This window comes from Rhizobium subbaraonis (genome assembly GCF_900220975.1).
Lineage (GTDB): Bacteria > Pseudomonadota > Alphaproteobacteria > Rhizobiales > Rhizobiaceae > Mycoplana > Mycoplana subbaraonis.
In genome coordinates this window covers 160,666-185,877 of sequence record NZ_OBQD01000006.1, presented here as the reverse complement: position 1 = coordinate 185,877, position 25,212 = coordinate 160,666, and the positions used below count along the sequence as shown (strand labels likewise).

Genomic DNA, 25,212 nt, shown 5'->3' with positions numbered 1-25,212 from the left:
CCTATCTCTTGTGCAATCCTGTCGCGGGCCCATTCGCCTTTCGTCTAATGGTCGCCCTCGGACCGGGAAAACCGGGCTTTGCGCTTGAAACCCGGCTTGAAATGGGCACTCTGACTGTGCATGGCAAACAAGAGAGCAACAAAGCCTTGCGGGGAGGAATGCGATGGGAGCGCTGCTCGGCCTGAGCCGAATTATTGATTTTGTTACCGAAAAGATCGGCAAGGCGGTGTCCTGGCTGATTCTCGTCGCGGTGCTCGTAAGTGCCGGCAATGCGGTGGTGCGGAAGGTGTTCAACATCTCCTCCAACGCATGGCTCGAAGCGCAGTGGTATCTGTTCGGCGGCGCCTTCATGCTGGCCGCCGCCTATACGCTGGCGCAGAACGAACACATCCGCATCGACATCGTCTACGGCAAGTTCTCGCGCCGGACACAGCACTTCATCGACCTGTTCGGCCACTGCTTCTTCCTGATGCCGTTCGTTCTGCTGATGATCTATTACTTCATCCCCTATGTCAGCATGTCCTACCGCTCGGGCGAGGGCTCTTCCAGCGCCGGCGGCCTGATTCTCTGGCCGGCCAAGGCGATTTTGCTGGCCGGCTTCCTGCTCCTCGGCGCGCAGGGCATTTCCGAGATCATCAAGAAGGTGGCGATCATCCGCGGAGACATGGACGATCCGGCACCCTATGAGCCGGTCCATCAGGCTCTGGAAGAGACCGGTTCCGAGGAGGGGCGCGCATGATCGAGTTCATTGCGGACAACCTCGCGCCGATCATGTTCGTCTCACTCGTGGTGTTCCTGCTCCTGGGATACCCGGTGGCGTTCTCGCTCGCGGCAAACGGCCTGCTCTTCTTCATCATCGGCGTCGAGCTCGCGCCGCTGTCGGATTCGATCAATCTCTCCTGGCCGTTGCTGAACGCGCTGCCGGACCGGTTCTGGGGGGTGATGTCGAACGAGACGCTGCTGGCGATCCCGTTCTTCACCTTCATGGGCATCGTTCTGGAGAAATCCGGCATGGCCGAGGACCTGCTCGACACGATCGGCCAGCTCTTCGGCCCGATCCGCGGCGGCCTGGCCTATGCGGTGATCTTCGTCGGCGCGCTGCTGGCGGCCACCACCGGCGTCGTCGCCGCCTCGGTCATCGCCATGGGCCTGATCTCGCTGCCGATCATGCTGCGCTATGGCTATGACCGGCGCGTCGCCTCCGGCGTCATTGCGGCTTCCGGCACGCTGGCCCAGATCATCCCGCCGTCGCTCGTGCTGATCGTTCTGGCCGACCAGCTCGGCCGCTCCGTCGGCGACATGTATGCCGGCGCACTGATCCCCGGTCTCGTCCTGACAGGCCTCTACACCGGCTACATCATGCTGATGTCGATCATCCGGCCCGACTCGATGCCCGCTTTGCCGCTGGAGGCGCGTTCGCTGGGTTCGGGCGTCACCTCGCTTGCGGTCGCGCTCGTGGTGGCGGCTGCGATCGCCTATGGCGCGCATGTCTTTCTCTATCCGACACATGGCGAGAATGCGGATATTCTCGGCGGCACGGTCGGCGTGCTGTTCATCTACATCGTCGCGCTGCTCGACAAGGGCCTGAAGGTCAACGCGATGTCGCGACTGGCACAGCAGGTCATCATCGTGCTGATCCCGCCGCTGGCGCTGATCTTCCTCGTGCTCGGCACCATTTTCCTCGGCATCGCGACGCCGACCGAAGGCGGTGCGATGGGTGCCGTCGGCGCCCTGATCCTGGCGGCGGCGAAAGGGCGGCTGAACCTCGACGTGATCCGCCAGGCGCTGGCCGCCACCACGCGGCTGTCGTCCTTCGTGCTGTTCATCCTGATCGGCGCGCGCGTCTTTTCGCTCACCTTCTACGGCGTCAACGGCCATCTCTGGGTCGAGCACCTGCTCGTCTCTCTGCCGGGCGGGGAAACCGGCTTCCTGATCGCCGTGAACATCCTGGTGTTCTTCCTGGCGTTCTTCCTCGATTTCTTCGAACTCGCCTTCATCATCGTGCCGCTTCTGGCACCGGCGGCCGACAAGCTGGGGATCGACCTGATCTGGTTCGGCGTGCTGCTGGGCATCAACATGCAGACGAGCTTCATGCATCCGCCGTTCGGCTTTGCCCTGTTCTTCCTGCGCTCGGTGGCGGCCAAGGTGCCGTATATCGACAAGATCACCGGCAAGAAGATCGCGCCGGTGACGACCGGGCAGATCTATTGGGGTGCCGTGCCGTTCGTCTGCATCCAACTCGTGATGGTCGCGCTGACGATCATGCTCCCGCAGATGGTCATGCACTACAAGGGCGATGCGTCCACAGTCGATCCCTCGACGATTACGATCGATGTGCCGGGCTTCGGTGGGCAGGGGCTCGGTCTGCCCGACAATGGCGGCGGCCTCGGCCTGCCGGGCGGGCTGCAACTGCCGGGCGGCAATCCGCTCGAACAACCGCCGGCCGCACCCGACGGCGGCCAGAATGGCGGCACCAATGGGGGCGCTGGCGGACAGCCGGCGCCGGCGGCTCCTGCAAACGACTTGAGCCAGCCCCCGTCCTTCAACTGATTACAGGGGCTGCGGATCCGCGGGCCGGCGAAAGCCGGCCCGTTTGCGTTTGGCAGGCCTTGTCGATGAGCCGGCCGCTCTCCGCGACGGCAGCTTGTCGCCGCGTGAGGGCCTGAAGGGCAAGACTGCCCAGCGTGCAAAGAAAAACCCGGGGCACTGCCCCGGGTCGCATCGCAAGACGATCAATGTCCGGCCTTAGAGCTTGCCGCCCCGCTGCTGGATCATCATGAAGGTGTCGTAGTTGTATTCGGCGATCTGGGCGTTGAGGTAGTACTCGCCGCGGAACGCCTTGATCGAATCCCAGATCGTCTTGAAGGTCGGGTTGGTGGCCTCGATCTCGGCATAGACCTCGTTCGACTTGTCGAAGCAGGCCGAAAGGATTTCCGCCGAGAACGGGGCGAGCTTCGCGCCGGCGGCGACGAGGCGCTTGATCGCCGGCGGGTTCAGCCAGTCGTACTTCTGCAGCATGTTGGCGTCAGCCGCCTGGCAGGCGGTGCGCAGCAGCGACTGGTAGTTCTTCGGCAGCCCTTCGTAGGCAGCCTTGTTGAACATCGCATGCACGGTGGGGCCGCCTTCCCAGAAGCCCGGATAGTAATAGTAGGGCGCGACCTTGTAGAAGCCGAGCTTCTCGTCGTCGTAAGGCGTGGTCCATTCGGCAGCGTCGATCGTGCCCTTTTCGAGCGCGGGGTAGATGTCGCCGCCGGCGATCTGCTGCGGCACGACGCCGAGGCGTTCGACGATCTTGCCCGCGAAGCCGCCAATGCGCATCTTCAGGCCCTGCAGGTCGGCGACCGTCTTGATTTCCTTGCGGAACCAGCCGCCCATCTGCACGCCCGTGTTGCCGCAGGGCAGCGCGACCAGGCTCTGCGTGGCCATGAACTCGTTGAAGAGGTCGATGCCGCCGCCGTGATACTGCCAGGCGTTCATACCGCGGGCGTTGAGCGCGAACGGCACGGCAGCCCCCAGCGCCCAGACCGGGTCCTTGCCCCAGTAGTAATAGGATACCGTATGGCAGGCCTCGACGGTGCCGGCGGCGGCTGCGTCGGCAGCCTGCAGGCCGGGCACGATTTCACCGGCAGCAAAGACCTGGATCTGGAAATTGCCGTCGGTGGCCTCGGACAGATACTTCGACAGCGTTTCCGCGCCGCCGTAGATCGTATCGAGCGACTTGGGGAACGACGAGGCGAGGCGCCAGTTGATTTTCGGATTGGTCTGCGCAAGCGCCGGTGCGGCGAGTGCTGTGGCGGCAGCAGCGCCCACGCCGGCAGCACCGGCTTTCTTGAAGAACGAACGACGATCCATTATTTCCCTCCCAATGGCGGGGCCTCCCAGCCCCTTGGTTATCGTTGCAAACCTAACCATGTCGGGAAGGCCTATTCAAGCGCGCCGGTCCAATCCCCGGGTGAGCGTGAATGCGACTTTGGTCTAAGATCCTTTGCAGCCGCTATCTGCATGTTTTTTAGGCGTTTCCCGTCATGCCGGGCAAAATCGATCGCCATGCTTGGCACCGGACGGTCTCGTCCGGCAGCTCACCTTCTGGTCGGTCGGCCACCTGTCTACAGGCAAAGAGGAAGACCACCGTCCCCGCTCGCCATCTTGGATATCCAGATTGAGCCCTCCCTGTGCGGGGAGGGTGGGAGAGCCTTCCTTGGTTTTGCGGCAGCCGCGTCATCGGCCCTGCCGCAATTGCCAGGGCCGTGGCCTTCAAGGCCGAAAGATGGGGTACTAGCCTGCCATCGCCTCTTCGTACTCCGAAGACAGCTCCAGCCATTGCTCCTCGGCCGCGGCAAGCCTTGCGGCCGCATCCGAACGCTCCTTCGCCTTCTGCGCAGCCTTGGCCGGGTTCTTCTCGTAAAGCTGGGGGTCGGCCAGCTCGGTGTCGAGCGCCTGAATCTGTTTCTCAAGCTTTCCCGTCAACGATTCGATTTCGTTGATCTTCTTCCGCAGAGGCGCCAGAGAGGCGCGGCGGTCGGCATTGGCCTTGCGCTGGTCGGCCTTGGAGAGGCCCTCGTCGCCGGGAACGGGGCGCGACTTGTCTTCCTTCGGCTTCGCGCCGCCGACGATCAGGGTTCGGTATTCCTCCAGGTCGCCTTCGAAGCTTGTCACCGTGCCATCCTTGACCAGCCACAGCCGGTCGACGGTCGCCTCGATCAGGTGGCGATCGTGCGAGATCAGGATGACGGCGCCGGGATAGTCGTTGAGCGCCTCGATCAGCGCCCGGCGGCTGTCGATATCGAGGTGGTTGGTCGGCTCGTCGAGGATCAGGAGGTTCGGCGCGTCGAAGGCGGCAAGCCCCATCAAAAGCCGCGCCTTCTCGCCGCCGGACAGGTCCTTGGCGGGCGTGTCCATCTTCTCGGTCGCAAGCCCCATCTGGGCGACGCGCGCCCGCACCTTGGCCTCCGGCGCATCCGCCATCAGCCGGCGCACGTGCTCGACGGCGCTCTGGGTCGGCACGAGGTCGTCCAACTGGTGCTGGGCGAAGAAGCCGACCTTCAGCCCCGGCGCGGTCTTCACCTCGCCGCTGTCGGCTGCAAGCTTGCCGGAGATGAACTTGGCGAAAGTCGATTTGCCGTTGCCGTTCGAGCCGAGCAGGGCGATGCGATCGTCGTTGTCGATGCGCAGGTTCATCCGTTTCAGGATCGGCTTGCCCGGCTCATAGCCGACGGCGCCGCCGTTGACGGCGATGATCGGGGAGGCGGGCTGCTTATCGGGCTCGGGAAAGGTGAAGCCTTGCACGTGGTCCTCGATCACGGCCGCCACCGTCCCCATGCGTTCCAGCGCCTTGACGCGGCTCTGCGCCTGCCGGGCCTTGGTCGCCTTGGCCTTGAAGCGGTCGATGAAGCTCTGCAGGTGTTTTCGCGCGGCCTCGTTCTTCGCCTTGGCCTTCATCTGCAATTCGTCGGCTTCCGCCTTCTGCCGCTCGAACTGGTCGTAGCCGCCGCGGTAGAAGGTCAGCTTCTTCTGGTCGAGATGGACGATCGCGTTGACGGCCGTGTTGAGCAGGTCGCGGTCGTGGCTGATGATCAGGACCGTGTGCGGGTAGCGCCGCACGTAGTCCTCCAGCCACAGCGTGCCCTCGAGGTCGAGATAGTTGGTCGGCTCGTCGAGGAGCAGCAGGTCCGGTTCGGAGAAGAGAACGGCTGCGAGCGCCACGCGCATCCGCCAGCCGCCGGAAAAACTCTTTGCCGGGCGCTGCTGGGCCTCGTGGTCGAAGCCGAGGCCGGCGAGAATGCTCGCGGCCCGCGCCTGGGCGGAATGGGCGCCGATGTCGGAAAGCCGCGTCTGGATCTCGGCGATCCTGTGGGGATCGGTCGCAGTCTCCGCTTCCTTCAGCAGAGCTGCGCGCTCCTTGTCGGCGGCAAGGACGATGTCGATCAGCGGCTCGTCCGTGCCCGGCGCTTCCTGCGCCACCTGTCCGATGCGCGCATTCTTCGGCAGCGAGACCGAACCGGCTTCGGAGGAAAAGTCGCCGGTGATGATGCGGAAGAGGGTGGATTTGCCGGCGCCGTTGCGGCCGACGAGCCCCGCCTTGGTGCCAGAAGGCAGCGAAACGGAGGCGTTGTCGAGAAGCAGGCGCCCGGCGATGCGGGCAGAGAGGCCGGAAATCGTGATCATGACTGGCGTCTATAGGGTGCGACCCCGCCGCAGTGCAAGAGGTGCGCCCCGCGATGCCGGCACTCGCAGGCATCGGGCAGGCGGTGCGACCTAGGATCGCCGCTTCAGGCGACGTCGCGACGGTAGGCGCGGCCGGCTCGCTCGGTCAGTTCCACCGAATAGACGCACGTACCGCTGTCGTTCGCGGCCTCCAGCGCCAGCATGGCGAGACGGTAGAGTTCGCCGGAATTTTGGGCGTCCTCTGTCAGCGCGGCGCCAACGGTGAGCGAAAGCGTGCCCGGCAGGTAGTCGCGCCCTGAGATGCGGAAGACTTCCAGTTCGAGGCGCTGGCGGATTCGTTCGGCGATGGACACGACGCTGTCGCGATCGACCTTGTCGAACAGGAAGGCAAAGCCGTCGCCGCCCACGCGGGCGACGTAGTCGAGCTTCTTGATCGACTTGCGGAAGATGGTGGCGATCTGCTTCAGCGCATCCTCGCTGGCGCCGGCGGAATGGCTGTCAGACAGGCTTTTCAGCCGGTCCACGCGCATCAGCAGCAGCGCACCGCCGGCGTTCTCCTCGGCGTCGTAGGCGGCGGCGAGCCGGTTCATCAGGGCGGCCCGGTTGGCCAGCCCGGTGATCGGGTCGTGCAGGAGCGCGGTCTCGGCCGCGGCGGCACCGGCAGCTACGTTCTCGAGCCGTGCGACGAGCGTGTCTAGGCGCTGGCAGTGCGCGGTCTCGCTGCCGACCATGCTCTCCACGGCCGACAGCAGAAGGCCTGCCTGGCTTGCGAAATCCGACATCGCCATCACCGGATCAGCCTTCAACCGGCCGATCATCTGATTGATCTGCGTGAGCGCGTTGACGCGCTTCTGACGCTCGCCTTCTGCTTCTGCAGCGAGCGCCGCGATCGTGCGCATCAGGTCTGTCGCGCTGTGTCCGAGCACGAGCGAATTGTGCTCCGGCAGGCCGTTCCGCACGCCGATCGCATCGAGCGCGTCCTGCGCCGGCGCCTTGCCGAGCGCGGTGATCTCGCGGCCCAGCGCGGTGTTGCTTCCCGTCAAGGCCTCGTGGAGCAAGGCATAGTTGCGTGGAATGGCCGGGATTTCCAGCTTCGTCATCAGTTGCGCGATCTTCGCCAGGACGGCGGCCGATCGTGCGAGGCAATCCGGTGCATTCGCCTTTGCGGTCATGGTTCACCAGCCTGTAAAAACGCGCGGAAGCGCCGGCCCAGATCGGAGCCGGCATTTACAATCTTTAGCTGATAAGCCTTAAGAAGCCGTTGCTTAGTGATGTTTCCGGAATCGGTTTCGCCAGCCGCGCGACAGCGCCCGCCAATGTTTGCGGCGATCCCTTCAGGCGAACAGGCGGACCATCGGGACGGAGCGGATCACCTGGCGCAAGATGCCGCCCTCGGACGACTTGCTGCGCTGGGCCGCTGCCTTCTGCATGTCGCGCGTGGCTGACGCATACCCCTCGGCGCGCGCCTCCTGCATCGCGACCTCGAAGACCTTCTCGATCACCGGATAGCAGTCGTCGGGCAGATAGGCGTCGGGACTGTCCGTCCCGCGTACCAGGGCCATCTTCGACAGCGCGCTCCCCAGAAGCGCGCTCCATTCCTCGCTCGTTCTTGCCATGTCTTCCCTCACTCCGCCGGGGCAGGTTGTCGGTGTCCAGGCATTCGCCTTTCAGGTCGTCCCCGGTGGTCGGACTATTGCATCGGCCGACAGGTCCACCTGTCACTTTGGTAACAGGAACAGGGCGCCGCACTGCGTTTCGCATCAGGCATAGGCCCGAAGTGTTTCAGCACTATTTCGGGGAAGGGTTGCGCGGGAATTGAGGGGCGCCGGTCAGCTCTTCACCAATCCGCTGTCCTGGCGGGCGAAATAGATCAGGTCGAGCACGATGCTCGGACGGCCCATCGAGGTAAGGATGGTGTGACATTGCCCGCGATGGTGGGTCTGGTGGTTGAAGAAATGGGTGAGCCCCAGGCTGAGCCGGTGAGTGACCGGAACGGGGTTCGTGAGCGGACTGTAGGTGATGTCGCGGGCGAGGCTCTCCTCGTCGAGGGAGGCGATCCAGTCGATGATGCGCTGGTCCTCGGCAATGCGCGCCTGCCGCAGGCTTTCGACGTCGTCGTGCAGGATGGCGTCGAGACGGCCCGGGGCGTCGCCGGTGCCGGTGAAGCGGCGCATCCATATCTGGTCTGCCGCCAGGATATGATTAAGCGTTCCGTGCATCGAGCCGAAGAAGGCGCCCCTGTTCTCACGGAAAGCGGAGGGAGAAAGCGCCGCGGCCTCCGCATAGATCGCCCGGTTGGCCCATGCATTGTATGCGGCGAAAGTTTTGAAGTGCTCGAGCATTGTTTTTTCCAGATTCCGTCCAAGTCGAATCTGACTCTAGCACTCGTTTCGGCCGCTGCTGCTGATGACACCAATGATTTTTTTTGATTTGAGTTCAACCGCCGCCCCGGTATTGATACGCGGCAACTCCGGGACGCAATCATGAACATCAAGCTTTATGCCCTCACCGGCACCGACCGCAACCGCCCGTTTTCGCCGCATGTCTGGAAGGTCAAGCTGGCGCTGGCCCACAAGGGTCTGCCGTACGAGGTCGAAGCGGTAGGCTTCACGCAAATCCCGAAGCTTGAGGGCGGTGCCACCAAGACGGTGCCGGTGCTGCGCGACGGCGAGCGCCTGGTGATAGACAGTTTTGCCATCGCCCTTCACCTGGACGAAGCCTATCCGGATCGGCCATCCCTGTTCAAGGGAGAGGCGGGACGCGCCCTTGCGCGATTTGTCGAGGCGTGGTCGCAAACCACCTTGCACCCGGCGGTTACCCGTATCGCGCTGCTGGACATCCACGACATGCTGGACGCTGAAGACAGGCGATACTTCCGCGAAAGCCGGGAAGCGCGGTTCGGCATGCCGCTGGAGACGGTCGCCGCGGCACGCGCCGACGAAATCAGGACTTTCGCAGGCAAGCTCGAGCCCCTTCGGCATATGCTGAAGGTGCAGCCCTTCATCGGCGGCGACGCACCGCTCTTTGCTGATTACATTGTCTTCGGCGCGCTCCAGTGGCTGCGCATCACCTCGCGCGCCGACGTGCTCGCAGCCGACGATCCGGTCTCGCTATGGTTCGAGCGTTGCCTGGATCTCCATGGTGGCGTGGGTCGCAGCGTTCGCGCGGCGTGACGTTTGCGGCGATCCGGAAACTCCATGGAGACCACGCCCCCTTGTTTTGCGCCGAATTGGCGGGTAATGAACCGCCACTTTCACCGTCACCAAGGGAAATGAGACTATGGCGATTGAACGCACCTTTTCGATGATCAAGCCGGACGCGACGAAGCGCAACCTTACGGGCGCTATCACCAAGATGCTCGAGGATGCCGGCCTGCGCGTCGTCGCCTCCAAGCGCGTCTGGATGAGCCGCCGCGAAGCCGAAGGCTTCTACGCCGTCCACAAGGATCGCCCGTTCTTCGGTGAACTCGTCGAAGGCATGACCTCCGGCCCGACGGTGGTCCAGGTTCTGGAAGGCGAAAACGCCATCCTGAAGAACCGCGAAATCATGGGTGCGACCAACCCGGCCAACGCCGACGAAGGCACGATCCGCAAGACCCACGCACTCTCGATCGGCGAGAACTCCGTTCACGGCTCCGACGCCCCGGAAACCGCCGCCCAGGAAATCAAGTACTGGTTCTCCGACACCGAAATCGTCGGCTGAATCGATGTCGCAGATGCTGCTCGCAAGTCCTTGATAGGATTGGCTGAGCCGGCAGAGATGCAATCGTGAAACGAAAAGCGCCCGGGGCCTGTGCCCCGGGCGTTTTGCATTTGGGGGCTCTCGTTTCAGCCTTCCTCATAGGCGTGTTGCGCCTCGGTCAGGCCTTCGTCCAGCGACCTGCCGGCGCGGTAGAGGCCGAGTTCGGGCGGCGGTGCGACGCCGTCGATCAGCCGCGGACAGGGCTCGACTTCACCGAGCACGGTCCGCACCGGCACCACGCCTGCCCAGATCGGCAGCGCGTAATCCTCCTCGTCGTCGGCAACGCCCTTGGCCCGCACTTTTGCCGAAGCCTGCTCGATCTCCATCCCGATGAACGTCGTCGCCTTGGCCTCCTGGCCCGTCAACGGCCGAAGTGCGTCGGAGCGCCCGGGATAGAAGCGGTCGACGACCGCGCGCATGGCCGCCGCCTTCTCCTCCGGGTCATCGACGATCCGCGCGGTACCGAAGCACATGGCGGAGCGATAGTTCGCCGAATGATTGAAGGCGGAGCGGGCCAGGACAAGGCCGTCGAGATGTGAAACGGTCAGGCATGCCGGCGTGCCCGCCTTCAGGTGCCGCAGCATGCGGCTGGCCGATGAGCCGTGCCAGTAGAGCATGTCGCCCTCGCGCCAGAACAGGGTCGGCGTGCAGAAGGGCTGGCCGTCGATGACGTAGGCGACGTGACAGAGCATGGCCGCATCGAGGATCGCATGGACCGAACAGCGGTCGTAGCTTCCCCGGTCGTGCCGGCGCTTGAGCCGGTTGCGGTCGGTGATCGGATACTCGGCCGACGGTGCGAGGGCGTGCATGGAGGACATGGTGGTCTTGCCTTTCTTCTGGACTGCGGTCTAGATGCCGCATGCCATTGGTTCGAAATAGCTCCAATCGATCGACAAATATTCAGACCAATCGTCCGGCCAATCTACCGGACTGGTCCGCGCTCGTTCCCGTTCTTCCCGGTGTCGGCCCCCGCACGCGGGCGCTCTACGAGGCGGTGCGCAGGCTGATCGAGACGGGGGCAGTGCCGCCGGGGTCCAAGCTGCCACCGACACGCGATCTGGCGGCACGGTTGCGCATGTCGCGCGTCTCGGTGGTCGCAGCCTTCGAGCGGCTGATTGCCGATGGCTTCGCGGTGGCGCGCGTCGGTGCCGGCACCTATGTCAGCGGCGCCGTCCCCCAGCTTGCGGCGGACGTGCCATCGGCCGAACGCCCGCTGCCGAAGCCCGCGATGCCGCTGCCGGGTACCCTTGGCGTCGCCACAGCCGACGACCGGTCGCTGAAGATCTTCCGAACGCTGTTGTCGCGCCATCTCGCGCGACCCGCGCCCGAACATTTCCACTATGGTGATCCGCGCGGCGGTGCGGCGCTGCGCCAGGCGATCGCCGCCTATCTGCGCAGCGCGCGCGGCGTGCGCTGCGACGCCGAGCAGATCGTCGTCACCACGGGCACCCAGCAGGGTCTGGACCTCTTCATCCGCGCGATGCTGAAGCCCGGCGACGGCGCCTGGATCGAGGATCCCTGCTATACGAGCGCCCGCGCCGCCTTCGAGGGAAACGGCATCCGGCTGCAGGGCGTGCCGGTGGATTCCGAAGGACTGGATCCCGAGCAGGGCGAGGCGCTGCTGCCGGCTGCGCGCGCGGTGTATGTGACGCCGTCGCACCAGTTCCCGCTCGGCGTGGCGATGACCATGCGGCGCCGGCTGGCGCTGCTCGACTGGGCGCAGCGCAACGATGCGTGGATTGTCGAAGACGACTACGACAGCGAGTTCCGCTACGCCGGGCCGCCGCTGACGGCCATGCAGGGGCTGGATGCCGCCGGCCGCGTCGTCTATCTCGGCACGTTCTCAAAGGTGCTGCTACCCGGTCTTCGCATCGGCTATGCAGTACTGCCGGAAGTCGTGAGGGAGAAATTCGTCGCCCTGCGCAACCTTTCCGATCGCTTTCCCTCCACGCTGGTCGAGGCACCACTGACGGATTTCATCCGCGAGGGGCATCTCGCTGCGCATCTCCGCCGCGCCAGAGGGCGGCTGATTGCGGCACGCGACGCCCTTGTCGGCGGGCTCGACGGCGCCCGTGGGCTGTCCGTCACCGTTCCGGAGCAGGGCCTTCACCTGCTGGCCGAATCGACCCTTGCGACGGATGACAGCAATCTCGTGATCCTTGCCCGCTCCGCGGGGCTCGGGGTCCGTGCGCTGTCATCCATGGCGGTGTCGCAATCGCCTCGCCGGGGGCTCGTGATAGGCTTTTCCGGCTTCCCGCCGGACATGCTCCACGGGGCGGCAAGCGCGTTCCGTGCAGCGCTCGAACGGCAGGCCTGAGGGAGTTCAGACTGGACACTGTGCCTGCGCGAAGTGCTCAGGCGCCTTGCCGCCCCTGAACATGCGCGGGTTCTTCTCATAGGCCGGGCCGACGACGAGCGCCTCGGCGGGAAGAACGCTCTGGTCCAGATCGGAGATCACGGTCGTTTCGATCTCCTGCAGCTGATTGCCGTCGGGTCCAAGCACGCGGATCGCGACGCGGTAGGGCCTGTCCTTTTTCACGCATGTGATCTCGGGGCTTTCCAGGACGATCTTCTCGAGCTTGGGAAACAGCTGCCGCGTCAACGTCAGCGGCGATCCGCCGGCCGGATTTTCGAACTCCGCGATCACCTTCGCGCCCTCCGGCAACGGCTCCGTCCGGTTCAGCGTGATCATGTAGGTGGCGTAGGCGAGCCGGTAGTTGAAGATGAACATCTTGCCGGTCAGATGCAGCGGATCCGGTCCGGTTTCACGCTGGCAGGCGGCGAGGAGGAGCAGGGCGCTGGCGAGCAGGGTGCGGCGGGGCAGGGCGATCATGCGCGGCTCTCCTCCCTGCGGCGGTAGTAGTGCCGGCTTGCCTTGGCACGGTTGCCGCAGACCGCCATGTCGCACCAGGCCCGCGAGCGATTGCGGCTGCGGTCGATGAACAGCCAGCCGCAATTGGGGCAGATCTTCAGCCGGTCCGGCTCGGCGCTGGCCGAAAGCCTGAGCGCCGATTGCGCCGTTGCCGTCTCCAGGGATGCGGGATCATGCCCGGCGCCGCGAAGCGTCCCGGCAATCGCCTCAAGCAGAATTGCCATGCGCTCGGGCGTGCCCACGCCGGCGGCGGTCGCGCGAAAGTGACCGTCGATCGCCTCGCGCAGGGCGATGAATGCCGAACGCCGCTCCGGGACTACCGAAACGAGGCCGCCCGCCAGGTCCCGTTCGGCACAATGCGCATTGGCCGCATGTGCGAATTCCTCCAGCGCAGACGCATCGGCGTAGCGGTCGACACGGCGCTGCGGATCGCTTCGCATCACCACCGAATTGGCGACGTCCAGCGCCAACGCGCCGCCGGCGAAACGATGCGGGGTCCAGGTGAAGCTCATGCGGATTATCCTAACTGGTAAAAGTAACTTTACCAGTTATAGTGTTCCTGTCATCCGGGAAATTTTCATGGCCTATTTCCTGCAGCAGATTGCCAACGCGGTGCCGGTTTCCGCGCTCTATGCCGTGCTCGCCTTCGGTTATGCGATCGCGTTTTCGGTGACGCGGCGGGCCGATGTCAGCTACGGCGCCATCTTTGCCTTTGCCGGCCAGATGTTCATCCTGTTTGCCGATGTCGGCTGGAACCGGCTGTGGCTGGTGCTGCCCGCGGCAGTCGCTTTCGGCGCCCTGATGGCAGTCGTCTATGGCATGGGAGCGGGCATGGTCGTCGGCCGCCACGTGATGCGGCCGCTGGCATTTTCTTCTGACAACACGGTCGTCGTCGCTGCGCTTGGTGTCGTGCTGGTGCTGATGGAGGTGGCCAGGCTCGCCTCCGATACCCGCAGCCTCTGGCTGCCGCCGCTGTGGAGCCGGCCGATCGAACTGTGGGGCGACCCCACCTTTCCGGTGACGCTGACTGTGCTGCAGCTTGTCAACGCCGCGCTGATGGCGGCGATCGTGCTGACCGGGCATCTCTTTCTCTCCCGCTCCGCCTGGGGGCGACGCTGGCGCGCGGTCTGCGACGACCGGCAGGCGGCGGAACTCTGCGGCATAAACGCAGCCCGCGTCTTCCTGTCCGCCTTCGCGCTCGCCGCGCTGATCGCCTGCGCGGCCGGAATTCTTGCCGCCGCCTACTACGGCAACATGGATTTCGGCGCCGGCCTGAATTTCGGGGTGAAAGTGCTCTTCATCGCCGCGATCGGCGGCTATTCCACGCCGGTGCTCTCGGCGCTCGGCGGCGTCGCACTCGGCCTGGCCGAGACGATCTGGAACGCTTATGGCGCCTTTCTCTGGCGCGACCTCGTCATCTATTCGGCACTGGTTCTTCTTCTCGTCGTCTTCCGGCGCGAACGGGCCATTCCCTGAACAACTGCTTGCACCGGGCTCGCCGGTCGACCGGAGGAGGCTATTTCCGCCACTTGTCCCGGGCTCGGTCGTCGTCGTCCTTCGCCTCGACCCAACCGCCGGCGCTGCCATCGGCGCGATGCTCCTTCTTCCAGAAGGGCGCGGATGTCTTGAGGTAATCGATGACGAAGGACGCGCCGTCGAAGGCGGCCTGGCGATGCGGCGCGGCAGCGATGACGAGCACGATGTTTTCGCCCGGTGCCATGCGGCCGAAGCGGTGGATGGCGGCGATGCCTTCGAGCGAGAAACGTTCCACCGCCTCTTCGCAAATGCGGCGGATCTCGGCCTCCGCCATGCCGGGATAGTGTTCCAGCTCAAGGGCAGCAAGCGTGCCGTCCTCGTCGCGACAAAGACCGGTGAAGGTCACGACCGCCCCGATCCGTCCGCGTTGTGCGCAGAGGCTGGCCGTCTCCCCCGCCGTGTCGAAATCCTCGCGCTGGATACGCACGACCACGGGGACAGCGGACGTGGCGGGCATGGTCAGCCTCCGGTCATCGGCGGGAACAGGGCGATTTCGCGCGCGCCTTCGATCGTCTCGCCATGTTCGACATGCTCGTGGTTGACCGCAACGCGGATGACGTTTTCGTGTTCCAGGGCCATTTCGTATTCCTCGCCCAGCGTCTTGAGATGGCGCAGGAGGTCGCCGGCCGTCTTCACGTGGCCGGGGAGGTCGAGTTCCTCCTCGCCGCGGCCGATCCGTTCGCGCACCCAGGCGAAATAGACGAGCTTGGTCATCGTTCGTCCACGATATGCTTCAGGCCGGCGCGGAAATAGTCGTAGCCGGTGTACATGGTAATGGCGGCCGCGATCCACAGCAACGCGATGCCGAATTCGGTCGTATAGGGCAGCACCTTGTCGCCGGCCGGGCCGGCAAGCAGGAAGCCGATCGCAAACATCTGGATCGTCGTCTTCCACTTGGCGATGCGCGTCACCGGAACGCTGACCTTCAGCTCCGCCAGATATTCGCGCAGGCCCGAGACGAGGATCTCGCGGCAGAGGATGATGATGGCCGCCCAGATCGTCCAGCCGGCGATCGTGCCGTCGGCAGCCATCAAGAGCAGGACGGACGCGACAAGCAGCTTGTCGGCGATCGGGTCGAGCATCCGCCCGATGTTGGACGTCTGCTTCCAGATCCGCGCCAGGTAGCCGTCGAAGAAGTCCGTGATCGACGCCGCCACGAACAGACCTAATGCCGACCAGCGGGCGAAGTCCGAGGACTGCAGCCGCCCCTCGACGAAGAAGCAGAGCACGATCAATGGAACCGCGAGCATGCGGGCGTAGGTGAGGAGATTGGGGATGCTGTAAGCGGGAGAAGCCATGGATTTGCAGTCTCGAATGTGTTTGCCGTTAGTTGTGGCGTTTGTGACATTTCCGTCAACAGTTGGCGACAGCTTTTCATCGCGATCAAGGCATTATTCGGATGATCCGGTTTAATCGCTGATTTGTCGGCCGTTGCGCACCGGATGCCGCATGGTGTTTCGCAAGCGTCGCGCGATGAAGAAAAAGTTTCAGATTGCGCGAATAGATTGCGAAGTTTGTTCGTTTTAGAACAGGTTTTGCGTAGTGCGAACGTCGGTACCATTGACCGTGGGTTGTGGTTCGTGGCTGTTCCGCGCGGTGAAATTCAATTCAGGCTTTGGAAGGGCGGGTCCTCGATGGGGATCATCGGTGGAGAATTGTTGTCGGTGAACGGCTTCCTCGCGCAGGTGCCGTACCAGAGCGATATCGTCACTTTGGCGGATGGTGGTTTCGTCCTTGCCTGGAGCGGCACGGCGATCAGCGGCACCGCCGACGTCACCTTGCGCGTCTTCAACGCCGACGGCAGCCTCCGGTCCCTGGTCGATGTTCCCGCAAACGGCGATCTTGCCGGGCAACAGGCAATGCCGCGGCTGACGTCGCTGGCAGGCGGCGGTTTCGCGGTCGTCTGGGCCGGGCAGACGGCGGGGGATGAGGCGGGCATCGCCTTTCGGATCTTCGATGCCAACGGCACCCCGCAGTCTGCGACCGATACGCTCGTCAACGTGGACACGGACGGCATCCAGTCGGCGCCGCAAATGACATCGCTTGCCGATGGCGGCCTCGTCGTCGCCTGGCAGACGTCCGCAAGCAGCGATATGCCCTCCGGCTTGTCGTTGCGCGTTTTCGACAAGGAAGGCAAGGCGAGATCCGGCGACCAGGACGTCCGGCTCGACGTCGCCTCGGTCGGGACTTTTTCGATGGCGGCGCTTGCCGGCGGCGGCTTCGTCGTCGTTCACGACGGCGCAGCCTCCGAAGACGGCGGCGTCCCGCGGGTGCGGATGCGGATTTTCGACTCGTCCGGGTCCGTGAAGAAGGATGCGATCGTGCCGATCTTTGCGGGCGATGGCGCTTCGCAGGCCCGGCCCGTCGTCACCGCGCTGGCGGACGGCGGTTTCGTCGTCGCCTGGGATGGCCAACGCAACGGCGATTCGGCCGGCATTTCCCTGCAGGTCTATGATCCCGACGGCACCGCGAGCGCCAGTACCGACTTCTCGGTGAACGAACATAGCGGCGGCGACCAGCTAAGCCCGCTCGTCGCCGCCTTGAAGGACGGCGGCTTCGTCGTGCTGTGGAGCGGCGAAACCGCCCAAGACGGCGCAGGCCTTGCTATGCAGGTCTACAATGCCGACGGCAAGACCAGGATGGCGGGCGATATTCCGGTGAATGTCGGGACTGCCGGGGTTCAGGTCGATCCGTTCGTGGTCGCACTCGCCGGTGGCGGCTTTGCAGTCGCCTGGACGACACAGGGCGACGACGGCTACTCCGTTTCGCTTCGCGTCTTCAACGCGACCGGCACTGCGCGCATGTCAATCGACGAGCCGGTCGCGAAGGCTTCGGCGCTGGTGCAGGGCGCCCCGAAGATTGCGGCCCTTGACGATGGCGGGCTGGCGCTGAGCTGGCAGGCCAGCGAGGACGACGGCGTCCATCTTTACGAAAAGGTCTATCGGGCGGTAAACGACGCGCCGACCGGCGAGAGCAAGACTCTGCATGTCAAGGAAGACAGCCCCTACGTCTTCAAGGCGGAGGATTTCGGCTTCCGCGATGCCAATGGCGACCTGCTGAAGGCCGTCCATATTTCGTCTGTTCCGGTAAACGGAGCACTCACGCTCGGCGGCCGCCCGGTCGTGCCGGGCCAGATGATTTCGGCAAGCGATATCGAGGCCGGCAAGCTTGCCTGGAAGGCGACGGCGAACCTGAACGGCATCGCGCTCGGTGCCCTGACCTTCAACGTCGTCGATACTGGCGGCACGGATTTCGACGGCCGCGATACGGATCCCATCACGCGCAAGCTGACGCTCGACGTGGCGCCGGTGAACGACAATCCGAACGCGCGGGCGCTGAGCGCGTCGACCTACGAGAACGCCGTCTACAAGGTCGAGGTCAAGGACGCCGCCGCGGACGTCGACCGCGACGAACTGTCGATGATCAAGGCTCGCATCGTCTCCGGCTTCGGCTCGGTGATGATCGATGCCAAGAAGATGCTGATCTACAATCCGACCGTCGGGCCGAACCAGAACATCGGTGACGGCGAAAGCCGCAAGGTCGTCATCAGCTACACGGTTTCCGACGGCAAGGGCGGGACGTCGACGGCCACCATTACCCTGACCGTGATGGGTATTTCGCCCGATCTCTTTTCCGGCACGTCAGGCAACGACAAGCTGACCGGCAGCATCCACGGCGACCTGATGTACGGCAAGGGCGGCAACGACACGCTGATCGGGGGAAAGGGCAACGACCTGATCGACGGGGGCAGCGGTATCGATACGCTGAAGGGCGAAAGCGGCGACGAGACCTATATGGTGGACGACACAAGGGACATGGTCGTCGAGGCCGCAAATGCCGGGACCGACACCGTGCAGGCAAGCTGCAGCTATACGCTCGGTGCCAACATCGAGAAACTGGTTTTGCTCGGATCGGGCAAGTACGGCGGCACCGGCAATTCGCTCGCCAATGCCGTCACCGGCAATGCCGCGGCCAATACGCTCAAAGGGCTTGGCGGCAACGACCTGCTTCTGGGTGGCGGCGGCAACGACAGACTTGAAGGCGGCGATGGAAACGACACGCTGGACGGCGGCGCCGGATCCGATCGCCTTTACGGTGGCGCCGGCAACGATCTCTATGTGGTGAGCGCCGGCGACATCGTCGTGGAGCTCAGAGGCGCGGGCACGGATACGGTGCAGGCCGCCTGCAGCTATGCGCTCACGGACAATGTCGAACGACTGCTTCTGACGGGCCTGGGCAACCATGCCGGTACCGGCAACGCCTTGTCGAACCGGATCACCGGCAGTGCCGGCGCAAACCTCGTGAAAGGGATGGACGGCAACGACCTGCTCGACGGGGGCAGCGGAAGCGACCGGCTCTACGGCAACAACGGCAATGATACGCTGGAAGGTGGTGCGGGCGCCGACAGGCTTTCCGGCGGAGCGGGTCGCGACGTCTTCGTGTTCCGCAAGGTGTCGGAGACGACCGTTGCCAGCGGCGGGCGCGATACCGTGCTCGACTTTTCCCGCAGCGACGGCGACCTGATCGACCTGCGCGGCATCGACGCGCGGGTGGCGACAAGCGCCGACAACGCCTTCTTGTTCATCGGCAAGTCCGGATTCGGCAAGCATGCGGGCGAGTTGCGGTATCAGAAGAGCGGCAGCGACACGCTGCTTTCCGGCGACGTCGATGGCGACGGCAAGGCGGATTTCAGCATCCTTTTCTCCGGCATTCACACCTTCGGAAAGGCAGATTTCCTGCTGTGACAAGCGGGGCGAGGCGAGGCGAGCGGCTGCCGCACAACCGGCCGCACCTGCGCTGCCGCGCTACCGCGCGTCTTCGTGGAAGTGATTGTAGACCAGTCGCGCGACGCTTTCGGAAATGCCTTCCACCGCCATGAGGTCGGATATGCCGGCACGCGACACAGCCTTGGCGGTGCCGAAATGCTGCAGCAGCGCACGCTTGCGCGTCGGCCCGATCCCGGCAATTTCGTCCAGAGGGTTCTTCACCATCTCCTTCTTGCGGCGGGCCCGGTGCGAACCGATGGCGAAGCGGTGCGCCTCGTCGCGCAGTCGCTGGATGAAGTAGAGAACCGGATCGCGCGGCGGCAGCGAGAAGTCCGGTGTACCGGCGGCGAAGAACCGCTCGCGGCCTGCCTCTCGGTCCGCGCCCTTGGCGACCCCGATGGCGACGACATGGTCGGTGATGCCAAGTTCGGCGAGGATGGCCCGCACCGCCGTCATCTGCCCCTGGCCGCCGTCGATCAGGATTACGTCGGGCCAGGCGGGGAGGGGCAGGTCGGCGGCTTCAGTGCCGGCGTCCACGGTCCGGTCCGGCAGGCCCTCTTCCTTGATCAGCCGCGAGAAGCGGCGCGTCATCACCTCCCGCATCATGCCGAAGTCGTCACCTGGGGTGATTTCCGTCGACTTGATGTTGAACTTCCGGTACTGCCCCTTGACGAAGCCTTCCGGCCCCGCGACGACCATGCCGCCGACGGCATTTGCGCCCATGATGTGCGAGTTGTCGTAGATCTCGATGCGGCGCGGGACGGTGGGCAGCTTGAAGGTCTGCGCGAAACCTTCGAGAAGCCGCGACTGGGATGCGGTCTCGGCCAGCTTCCGGCCATGCGCCTCGCGTGCGTTCGCCAGAACCTGGTCGACCAGGTCCTTCTTCTCGCCGCGCTGCGGCACGTGGATGGCGACCCGGTATCCCGATTTCTCGCTCAGCGCCTGGGAAAGCAGTTCCTGCTCCTCGATCTGCTCCGAAAGCAGAACCTGCCGGGGACAGGGCTTGTCGTCGTAGAACTGGGCGAGGAAGGCGTTCAGCACCTCACCGCCCGCAAGCTGCGGATCGGCCTTCGGGAAATAGGCCCGGTTGCCCCAGTTCTGCCCGGTGCGGAAGAAGAACACCTGGATGCAGGAAATGCCGCCCTCGTGATGGATGGCGAAGACGTCCGCCTCCTCGACCCCGGCCGGATTGATGCCCTGGTGGCTCTGGACATGGGAAAGCGCTGCCAGCCGGTCGCGATAGACGGCGGCGCGCTCGAAATCCAGGTTTTCGGCCGCCTCGTTCATGGCTGCTGCGATCTGGCCCTTCACGTTCTGGCTCTTGCCGGAGAGGAAATCCTTCGCCTCCTGCACCAGTTCCCCATAACCCTCGTCGCTGATCTCGTGCGTGCACGGCCCCGAACAGCGCTTGATCTGGTAGAGCAGGCAGGGGCGCGTCCGGCTTTCGAAGACGCTGTCCGTGCAGGTGCGCAGCAGGAAGGCGCGCTGCAGCGAATTGATCGTCCGACCGACGGCGCCGGCGGAGGCGAACGGGCCGAAGTAGGCGCCCTTGCGGCTGCGTGCGCCACGATGCTTGAAGATCGCAGGCGCCCGGCTGTCCGCCGTCACGAGGATATAGGGAAACGACTTGTCGTCGCGAAGTTGCACGTTGAAGCGCGGGCGCAACCTCTTGATGAGGTTCGCTTCCAGCAGGAGCGCCTCGGTCTCCGTGCGCGTCGTGACGAACTCCATGTTCGCCGTCTCGCGGATCATCCGGCCGATGCGGTTGGAATGGCCGCGGCCAAGCGCGTAGTTGTTCACCCGCTTCTTCAGGCTTCGCGCCTTGCCGACATAGAGCACATCGCCGGCCTCGTTGAACATGCGGTAGACGCCGGGGCTGTTCGGCAAGCGCTTGACGAAGGCCTGGATCAGTTCCGCACCGCGCAAGCCTTGATGCGAGGGTTCGATCGCCTCGGACCATTCGATGTCGGGCAGGGAGGAAGGGGAGGGCGCGGCTTCCGTCAGTTCCTCTTCGTCGTCCCGTTCCGTTTCGTCATAGAGGATGCCGCCATCCTGCACCGGCCGGCCGGTGGTCATTCCGTGATCTCCGCGACGTCTGGCGTTTGCCACGCAAGATGCTGGCCGCCATCAAGGGCGATCATTTGCCCGGTAATCGAAGGCGTGTCGACGAGAAAGCGGATCGTGCGGCCGAATTCGTCCAGATCAGGCCCGGATTGCAGCAGCAGCGCCTCGGTCTGCGCCTTGAAATCGGCCTCGCTCTGGCGCTCGTTCGGCAGCGTCGGTCCGGGACCGATCGCATTGACGCGGATGCGAGGCGCCAGGGCCTGCGCCATGGTGCGCGTCGCCATCCACAGCGCCGATTTCGACAGTGTGTAGGAATAGTAGCGCGGCGTCGGGTTCCATACGCGCTGGTCGATGATGTTGACGATCAGCCCGCCCGACCCCTCCGGCAACTGACGGTCGAAGTCACGGGCGAGAATCGACGGCGCGCGGACATGCACGTCGAAATGGCGATCCCAGAGCGCGCTGTCCAGATGGCGCAGGCTGTCGGGCTTGAACAGCGAGGCGTTGTTGACGACGACGCCCAGCGGACCAAGTGCCTCAACGGCCCGACCCACCAGCAGCGCGGTCGCGTCCGCGTCGGCGAGGTCGCAGTCGAGCGCCGTTGCGCGTCCGCCGTTCGAAGCGATCGTGCGGGCGATCGATCGCGCCGTCTCGATCGACGAATTGGCGTGGATGGCGACGGCGAAACCGTTCGCCGCCAGGTCCTCGGCGATCGCGCGGCCGATCCGCTGCGCCGCGCCCGTAACCAGTGCTGTTCGATGAAGAATTCTCAATGAAGGGCTCGCATCGCTTTCTGTTTGCTTAACCTGCCACAGATATAGAGATCGGCGCGAGCGCTTAAACTGGGCCTGCATAAAGTTTTCAGAATAATTAACAGGAGTGATCGATTGGCAATGTTGTTTGCCAAGATCGAAGTATATTTTCAATATTTGGGATTATGGTTAATAATATGCCTGTTGTCCGAAAGCAACATCGCAATCTGATCATGATTGTGCCGCGAAAATTTCACATTTCCGCTCTTTCAAATCCTCAATCTTTATTCAATTTGAACTCAACCGGACGCGTAACGCCGTATATATTAGTAGTGCCGAATTGGCGTGTTCATTGCCGTCGGCATGGGAATGCAAAGGAGAATTAGTATGCGTACCCTGATCATCACCCTGATGGCTTCCGCCATGTCGATCGCCGCCTTCCAGTCCGCACGCGCTGCAGACGCGGTCGACCAGATCCCCCAGGCTCCGGCTGCCGAATATTCCGAGCCGGTCGCAAGCGGCAACTGGGCCGGCGGTTACGCGGGTGGTACCGTCACCTGGCAGCACGGCAACTTCCAGAAGCAGAGCGGCAACGGCGCCAACGGCTTCGGCGGCGGCGTCTACGGTGGCTACAACATGCAGAGCGGCCAGCTGGTGTACGGCGGTGAAGCCGACGTGAACTACTCGGGCATCGATTCGAAGAACTCGACCCGCGAAGCCGAGCAGGGCGTCAACGGTTCGCTGCGCGCACGCGTCGGCGTCGATCTGAATCCGGTCCTGCTGTACGGCACCGGCGGTCTGGCCCTGTCGCGCGCCAAGATGGAGGACAACACCTCGTCCGACAAGAACACGATGGTCGGCTGGACGGCTGGCGTCGGTGCCGAAACCTTCGTCACCAACAACGTTACCGCCCGCGTCGAATACCGCTACACCGACTACGGCAGCAAGGACTTCGATCTGGACTCCGGCAAGGTCAAGGCCGGCCAGGACGAGCAGAGCGTCCGCGTCGGTATGGGCGTGAAGTTCTGATCCTCCCGATCAGCTGAATGAACGAGAGGGCCGGGCGCACATGCGTCCGGCCTTTTGTCTTTTGCCCGGGTGGGGCATTCCGCACACCGGGAGGGAGCACTATCTCACGGCGTGAACGCGCCGTGGCTGGATGCCGGATCAAGTCCGGCATGACGGATGCGATGAGGCCGCACGCAATGCAGCTGTCGACAACAAGCTCAGGCGCGCCTGCAGGAGAAGGTGGACATAGCCCTTCATGGGCTGTTCGTGATGATGCACGCTGGAACTGCAAGAGGCGCTGCCTCCAGGTCACCCGTCATGCCGGACTTGATCCGGCATCCAGCCACCGCGCGGATGCGCGGTGAGACAAAACAAACAGGTGTGATGATGGCGCCGTAGCGTCCTCAATCCTTGAACTTGGCAAAGTCCGGAAACACCGCTTCGAACCGTGAGAGATACCGCTTCAGCTTCGGGCGGCCCTTCTGCCACTGGCCGGAGAAGCGCAGTTCGATGTAGCGCAGCATCGCAGCAAGCGCGAAGTGGCCGCCATGAGGCTTCTTGCCCAGCCGCGGCATGGTCTTTTCGAGGTGGTCGAGCGCGCGCTCGACCTTCGACCACTGGCGGTCGATCCAGGGCTGGTGGATCTTGTCCTCCGGACGGGTGCGTCGTTCGTAGACGATCGCCAGCAGGCAGTCGCACACCCCGTCAGCGGTCGCTTCCAGCACATCGGCTTCCGTGCGCTTGGCGGCGGCGCGCGGATAGAGCTTGCGGCCTGTTTCCCGGTCGATGAAATGCATGATGGCGCGGCTGTCGTAGATCGCCAGCCCTTCGTCGGTGACGAGCGTCGGGATCTTGCCTAGCGGGTTGGCGGCGATCAGATCGGCCGGGTCGGCGTTGGTTTCGGTTGAGACGTGCTCGGCGTCGAGGCCGGCATAGTGCGCGGCCATGCGGACCTTGGTGGAGTAGGGCGATGTGGTGGAATAGAAGATCTTCAAGATGGGTCTCCGGCTGTGCCGCTAGCGGATCGGCGGTTGGGTAATCGTCCTGGCCCGGCAGGCGGCGCGATCCACCTCCGGGCAATCGCGGAAATTCAGGTCGGGCGTCATGCAGATGCGGATCTCGTCCAGCCGCCCGCCGTCGCAGGTGACGGCGATTCCGCTTTCCGTGAGGCCGGGATTGGCCTCTATCAGCGCGGCCTCGATCGCTGCCGGTCCGGTGCGATTTCCTGCTGCGTCCTCCAGCGATTGCGGTAGCACAAGGCGCTCGAAGGCTGCACGGGTGGTGTCCAGATAATCGCGCTGCGACAGGCCCGAACAACTGCCGTGCTTGCGCCACTGGTGACCGATCAGCCCCATGCTGGGGATGATGTCGAGGTAGCCGCGTCCGAGCGAGGCGGGGACTCGGTCGGATTGGCGCGTAGGGCAGAATTCGGGATAGCCGCGCTCGTTCTGCGGCCACAGGCCGTGCACGATGAAGCCGGCATTGCGTCCCGCGCGGCATTGCTCGCCGTTACCCGATGCGTCGTTGTCCATGCACCAGGTCGGCGACCAGGAGAGCGAAAGCACGTAGAAATCGAAGCCTTGCCCCACGGGCAGCGACGCAGGCGCATCGCCGCGTCGTTCGCCGCCGGCCTGCGCCGACTTCGGTGCGGCCTGGCCAGTGGTCTGCCTCGCGCCTCCAACCTGCGCAGGCGGCTTCGCATCGGCGGGGCGGGATTGGTCCTCGCTGCAACCGGCAAGCGCGAGCGGCAGGGCGAGAATGATCGAGGCAAGGCTGGCGCTGCGGGGCCGGAAGGGCGAGGTCTTGGGTGTCACGGTTTTCTAGCGGAGCGAACTACAGGAATCACCATACACATACCAGGGGTCGAGCCCCGGAATGCAGAATTCGATGTTGCGCCCGACGCCGGCAAAGCCCCAGGGGGTCTCGATCACGTAGAGAAGCGGGCGGCGGCTGCCGTCCGTCAGCGTGGCAGCGGCGACGCAGTACTCCCGCTGGACCGAGGACATGTAGCTGTTGAACGGCTCGTAGCGGCTGAGCTGAATCTGGCCGATCTCGTAGATCGACAGGTTCCGCCTGATATAGTTCGCCGCCTTGTATTCGAAGCGGCCGGTGATGAAGCGCAGCACGCCGGGATCAGCGCACGCACTGGCAGGGCCGCTCGCGACATAGGCAGCACGGGGATGCGGCGCGCTCTCGTAGTCGGCGGCAGCAGACGGCGTGGCGCAAAATGCGGCGGCGGTCCAGGCGGCGATGCCTGCGGCTCTAGCGACGGTCATAGTCCCCTCCGACGGCGGTTCCCGGGTCGAGA

24 protein-coding genes are annotated in these 25,212 nt (G+C 64.4%); 8 read left to right on the top strand and 16 right to left on the bottom strand.

Annotation, left to right across the window (positions count from 1 at the left end; translation table 11 throughout):
* The first annotated feature begins 163 nt into the window (after nucleotides 1-163).
* Nucleotides 164-739, top strand: a complete 576-nt coding sequence (locus CRO48_RS10950; RefSeq protein ID WP_097139096.1) for a TRAP transporter small permease subunit — start codon at nucleotides 164-166, stop codon at nucleotides 737-739.
* Entirely contained in the window at nucleotides 736-2,550 is a 1,815-nt protein-coding gene (locus CRO48_RS10945; RefSeq protein WP_097139094.1) for a TRAP transporter large permease, read from the top strand. The genes CRO48_RS10950 and CRO48_RS10945 overlap by 4 nt, the downstream gene beginning before the upstream one ends.
* A 195-nt stretch (nucleotides 2,551-2,745) precedes the next feature.
* Here the strand turns inward: CRO48_RS10945 and CRO48_RS10940 are convergent, their stop codons facing one another.
* The 5 genes from CRO48_RS10940 to CRO48_RS10920 form a co-directional block, all read right to left on the bottom strand.
* Nucleotides 2,746-3,852, bottom strand: coding sequence for a TRAP transporter substrate-binding protein (locus tag CRO48_RS10940; RefSeq protein WP_097139092.1), 1,107 nt, complete (start codon nucleotides 3,850-3,852; stop codon nucleotides 2,746-2,748).
* A 423-nt stretch (nucleotides 3,853-4,275) separates the two neighbouring features.
* A complete protein-coding gene (locus CRO48_RS10935; RefSeq protein ID WP_097139090.1) occupies nucleotides 4,276-6,165 on the bottom strand; it encodes an ABC-F family ATP-binding cassette domain-containing protein in 1,890 nt (629 codons plus the stop codon).
* A gap of 104 nt (nucleotides 6,166-6,269) precedes the next feature.
* A complete protein-coding gene (locus CRO48_RS10930; protein ID WP_097139088.1) occupies nucleotides 6,270-7,337 on the bottom strand; it encodes a GGDEF domain-containing protein in 1,068 nt (355 codons plus the stop codon).
* Nucleotides 7,338-7,499: 162 nt separating this feature from the next.
* Nucleotides 7,500-7,781, bottom strand: coding sequence for a hypothetical protein (locus CRO48_RS10925; protein ID WP_097139086.1), 282 nt, complete (start codon nucleotides 7,779-7,781; stop codon nucleotides 7,500-7,502).
* A 213-nt stretch (nucleotides 7,782-7,994) separates the two neighbouring features.
* Entirely contained in the window at nucleotides 7,995-8,507 is a 513-nt protein-coding gene (locus tag CRO48_RS10920; protein ID WP_097139084.1) for a DinB family protein, read from the bottom strand.
* Nucleotides 8,508-8,648: 141 nt separating this feature from the next.
* Here CRO48_RS10920 and CRO48_RS10915 point away from each other — a divergent pair, with 141 nt between their 5' ends.
* Complete coding sequence (locus CRO48_RS10915) at nucleotides 8,649-9,338, top strand: glutathione S-transferase family protein (protein WP_097139082.1); 690 nt, start codon at nucleotides 8,649-8,651, stop codon at nucleotides 9,336-9,338.
* A gap of 106 nt (nucleotides 9,339-9,444) precedes the next feature.
* Complete coding sequence (gene ndk, locus CRO48_RS10910; RefSeq protein WP_097139081.1) at nucleotides 9,445-9,867, top strand: nucleoside-diphosphate kinase; 423 nt, start codon at nucleotides 9,445-9,447, stop codon at nucleotides 9,865-9,867.
* A gap of 125 nt (nucleotides 9,868-9,992) precedes the next feature.
* Here the strand turns inward: ndk and CRO48_RS10905 are convergent, their stop codons facing one another.
* Entirely contained in the window at nucleotides 9,993-10,715 is a 723-nt protein-coding gene (locus tag CRO48_RS10905; protein WP_407071918.1) for a pyridoxamine 5'-phosphate oxidase family protein, read from the bottom strand.
* A gap of 50 nt (nucleotides 10,716-10,765) precedes the next feature.
* Here CRO48_RS10905 and pdxR point away from each other — a divergent pair, with 50 nt between their 5' ends.
* Nucleotides 10,766-12,223: a MocR-like pyridoxine biosynthesis transcription factor PdxR gene (pdxR, locus tag CRO48_RS10900; RefSeq protein ID WP_176526719.1), complete on the top strand. Its 1,458-nt coding sequence runs from the start codon at nucleotides 10,766-10,768 to the stop codon at nucleotides 12,221-12,223.
* A 6-nt stretch (nucleotides 12,224-12,229) separates the two neighbouring features.
* Here pdxR and CRO48_RS10895 read toward each other — a convergent pair whose 3' ends face one another.
* Together CRO48_RS10895 and CRO48_RS10890 are read right to left on the bottom strand one after the other, a co-directional pair.
* Entirely contained in the window at nucleotides 12,230-12,739 is a 510-nt protein-coding gene (locus tag CRO48_RS10895) for a hypothetical protein (protein WP_097139076.1), read from the bottom strand.
* Nucleotides 12,736-13,290, bottom strand: coding sequence for a CGNR zinc finger domain-containing protein (locus CRO48_RS10890; protein ID WP_097139074.1), 555 nt, complete (start codon nucleotides 13,288-13,290; stop codon nucleotides 12,736-12,738). The genes CRO48_RS10895 and CRO48_RS10890 overlap by 4 nt, the downstream gene beginning before the upstream one ends.
* Before the next feature lie 67 nt (nucleotides 13,291-13,357).
* Here CRO48_RS10890 and CRO48_RS10885 point away from each other — a divergent pair, with 67 nt between their 5' ends.
* A complete protein-coding gene (locus tag CRO48_RS10885; RefSeq protein WP_097139072.1) occupies nucleotides 13,358-14,254 on the top strand; it encodes a branched-chain amino acid ABC transporter permease in 897 nt (298 codons plus the stop codon).
* A gap of 40 nt (nucleotides 14,255-14,294) precedes the next feature.
* Here CRO48_RS10885 and CRO48_RS10880 read toward each other — a convergent pair whose 3' ends face one another.
* From CRO48_RS10880 to pgsA, 3 genes are read right to left on the bottom strand one after another with little or no spacing between them, the layout of a single operon-like run.
* Entirely contained in the window at nucleotides 14,295-14,771 is a 477-nt protein-coding gene (locus tag CRO48_RS10880; RefSeq protein WP_097139070.1) for a molybdenum cofactor biosynthesis protein MoaE, read from the bottom strand.
* 2 nt (nucleotides 14,772-14,773) lie between these two features.
* Nucleotides 14,774-15,028 (bottom strand): molybdopterin converting factor subunit 1, encoded by a 255-nt coding sequence (gene moaD, locus CRO48_RS10875; RefSeq protein ID WP_097139067.1) that lies wholly within the window; start codon nucleotides 15,026-15,028, stop codon nucleotides 14,774-14,776.
* The gene (pgsA, locus tag CRO48_RS10870) at nucleotides 15,025-15,612 is read right to left on the bottom strand and encodes a CDP-diacylglycerol--glycerol-3-phosphate 3-phosphatidyltransferase (RefSeq protein ID WP_097139066.1); all 588 of its coding nucleotides are present in this window, start codon (nucleotides 15,610-15,612) and stop codon (nucleotides 15,025-15,027) included. Before pgsA ends, moaD begins: the two co-directional genes overlap by 4 nt.
* 336 nt (nucleotides 15,613-15,948) lie before the next feature.
* On the opposite strand from pgsA, the gene CRO48_RS10865 reads away from it, so the two are divergent.
* A complete protein-coding gene (locus CRO48_RS10865; protein ID WP_102026004.1) occupies nucleotides 15,949-19,059 on the top strand; it encodes a cadherin-like domain-containing protein in 3,111 nt (1,036 codons plus the stop codon).
* A gap of 60 nt (nucleotides 19,060-19,119) precedes the next feature.
* Here CRO48_RS10865 and uvrC read toward each other — a convergent pair whose 3' ends face one another.
* Both uvrC and CRO48_RS10855 read right to left on the bottom strand, forming a co-directional pair.
* Nucleotides 19,120-21,156: an excinuclease ABC subunit UvrC gene (gene uvrC / locus CRO48_RS10860; protein WP_097139062.1), complete on the bottom strand. Its 2,037-nt coding sequence runs from the start codon at nucleotides 21,154-21,156 to the stop codon at nucleotides 19,120-19,122.
* Nucleotides 21,153-21,917 (bottom strand): SDR family oxidoreductase, encoded by a 765-nt coding sequence (locus CRO48_RS10855; RefSeq protein ID WP_245423489.1) that lies wholly within the window; start codon nucleotides 21,915-21,917, stop codon nucleotides 21,153-21,155. The genes uvrC and CRO48_RS10855 overlap by 4 nt, the downstream gene beginning before the upstream one ends.
* A gap of 366 nt (nucleotides 21,918-22,283) precedes the next feature.
* Here CRO48_RS10855 and CRO48_RS10850 point away from each other — a divergent pair, with 366 nt between their 5' ends.
* Complete coding sequence (locus tag CRO48_RS10850) at nucleotides 22,284-22,925, top strand: outer membrane protein (RefSeq protein WP_097139058.1); 642 nt, start codon at nucleotides 22,284-22,286, stop codon at nucleotides 22,923-22,925.
* 383 nt (nucleotides 22,926-23,308) lie between these two features.
* On the opposite strand, the gene CRO48_RS10845 is transcribed toward CRO48_RS10850, so the two are convergent.
* The 3 genes from CRO48_RS10845 to CRO48_RS10835 are packed head-to-tail and all read right to left on the bottom strand — an operon-like array spanning nucleotide 23,309 to nucleotide 25,180.
* Nucleotides 23,309-23,902, bottom strand: coding sequence for a glutathione S-transferase family protein (locus CRO48_RS10845; RefSeq protein ID WP_176526729.1), 594 nt, complete (start codon nucleotides 23,900-23,902; stop codon nucleotides 23,309-23,311).
* Nucleotides 23,903-23,920: 18 nt separating this feature from the next.
* Nucleotides 23,921-24,718: a ribonuclease T2 family protein gene (locus CRO48_RS10840; protein ID WP_097139054.1), complete on the bottom strand. Its 798-nt coding sequence runs from the start codon at nucleotides 24,716-24,718 to the stop codon at nucleotides 23,921-23,923.
* 6 nt (nucleotides 24,719-24,724) lie between these two features.
* Nucleotides 24,725-25,180: a hypothetical protein gene (locus tag CRO48_RS10835; protein ID WP_097139052.1), complete on the bottom strand. Its 456-nt coding sequence runs from the start codon at nucleotides 25,178-25,180 to the stop codon at nucleotides 24,725-24,727.
* Between the last annotated feature and the right edge of the window lie 32 nt (nucleotides 25,181-25,212).

Excerpts from the sequence above, each read along its gene's own strand:
- CRO48_RS10905 (WP_407071918.1), bottom strand. The coding sequence starts at position 10,715 with ATGCACGCCCTCGCACCGTCGGCCGAGTATCCGATCACCGACCGCAAC.
- CRO48_RS10885 (WP_097139072.1), top strand. The coding sequence starts at position 13,358 with ATGGCCTATTTCCTGCAGCAGATTGCCAACGCGGTGCCGGTTTCCGCG.
- CRO48_RS10850 (WP_097139058.1), top strand. The coding sequence starts at position 22,284 with ATGCGTACCCTGATCATCACCCTGATGGCTTCCGCCATGTCGATCGCC.
- pdxR (WP_176526719.1), top strand. The coding sequence starts at position 10,766 with ATGCCATTGGTTCGAAATAGCTCCAATCGATCGACAAATATTCAGACC.
- uvrC (WP_097139062.1), bottom strand. The coding sequence starts at position 21,156 with ATGACCACCGGCCGGCCGGTGCAGGATGGCGGCATCCTCTATGACGAA.
- CRO48_RS10865 (WP_102026004.1), top strand. The coding sequence starts at position 15,949 with ATGGGGATCATCGGTGGAGAATTGTTGTCGGTGAACGGCTTCCTCGCG.
- CRO48_RS10915 (WP_097139082.1), top strand. The coding sequence starts at position 8,649 with ATGAACATCAAGCTTTATGCCCTCACCGGCACCGACCGCAACCGCCCG.
- CRO48_RS10925 (WP_097139086.1), bottom strand. The coding sequence starts at position 7,781 with ATGGCAAGAACGAGCGAGGAATGGAGCGCGCTTCTGGGGAGCGCGCTG.
- CRO48_RS10880 (WP_097139070.1), bottom strand. The coding sequence starts at position 14,771 with ATGCCCGCCACGTCCGCTGTCCCCGTGGTCGTGCGTATCCAGCGCGAG.
- CRO48_RS10895 (WP_097139076.1), bottom strand. The coding sequence starts at position 12,739 with ATGATCGCCCTGCCCCGCCGCACCCTGCTCGCCAGCGCCCTGCTCCTC.
- pgsA (WP_097139066.1), bottom strand. The coding sequence starts at position 15,612 with ATGGCTTCTCCCGCTTACAGCATCCCCAATCTCCTCACCTACGCCCGC.
- CRO48_RS10935 (WP_097139090.1), bottom strand. The coding sequence starts at position 6,165 with ATGATCACGATTTCCGGCCTCTCTGCCCGCATCGCCGGGCGCCTGCTT.
- CRO48_RS10940 (WP_097139092.1), bottom strand. The coding sequence starts at position 3,852 with ATGGATCGTCGTTCGTTCTTCAAGAAAGCCGGTGCTGCCGGCGTGGGC.
- CRO48_RS10890 (WP_097139074.1), bottom strand. The coding sequence starts at position 13,290 with ATGAGCTTCACCTGGACCCCGCATCGTTTCGCCGGCGGCGCGTTGGCG.
- CRO48_RS10835 (WP_097139052.1), bottom strand. The coding sequence starts at position 25,180 with ATGACCGTCGCTAGAGCCGCAGGCATCGCCGCCTGGACCGCCGCCGCA.
- CRO48_RS10920 (WP_097139084.1), bottom strand. The coding sequence starts at position 8,507 with ATGCTCGAGCACTTCAAAACTTTCGCCGCATACAATGCATGGGCCAAC.
- CRO48_RS10950 (WP_097139096.1), top strand. The coding sequence starts at position 164 with ATGGGAGCGCTGCTCGGCCTGAGCCGAATTATTGATTTTGTTACCGAA.
- CRO48_RS10945 (WP_097139094.1), top strand. The coding sequence starts at position 736 with ATGATCGAGTTCATTGCGGACAACCTCGCGCCGATCATGTTCGTCTCA.
- CRO48_RS10930 (WP_097139088.1), bottom strand. The coding sequence starts at position 7,337 with ATGACCGCAAAGGCGAATGCACCGGATTGCCTCGCACGATCGGCCGCC.
- ndk (WP_097139081.1), top strand. The coding sequence starts at position 9,445 with ATGGCGATTGAACGCACCTTTTCGATGATCAAGCCGGACGCGACGAAG.
- moaD (WP_097139067.1), bottom strand. The coding sequence starts at position 15,028 with ATGACCAAGCTCGTCTATTTCGCCTGGGTGCGCGAACGGATCGGCCGC.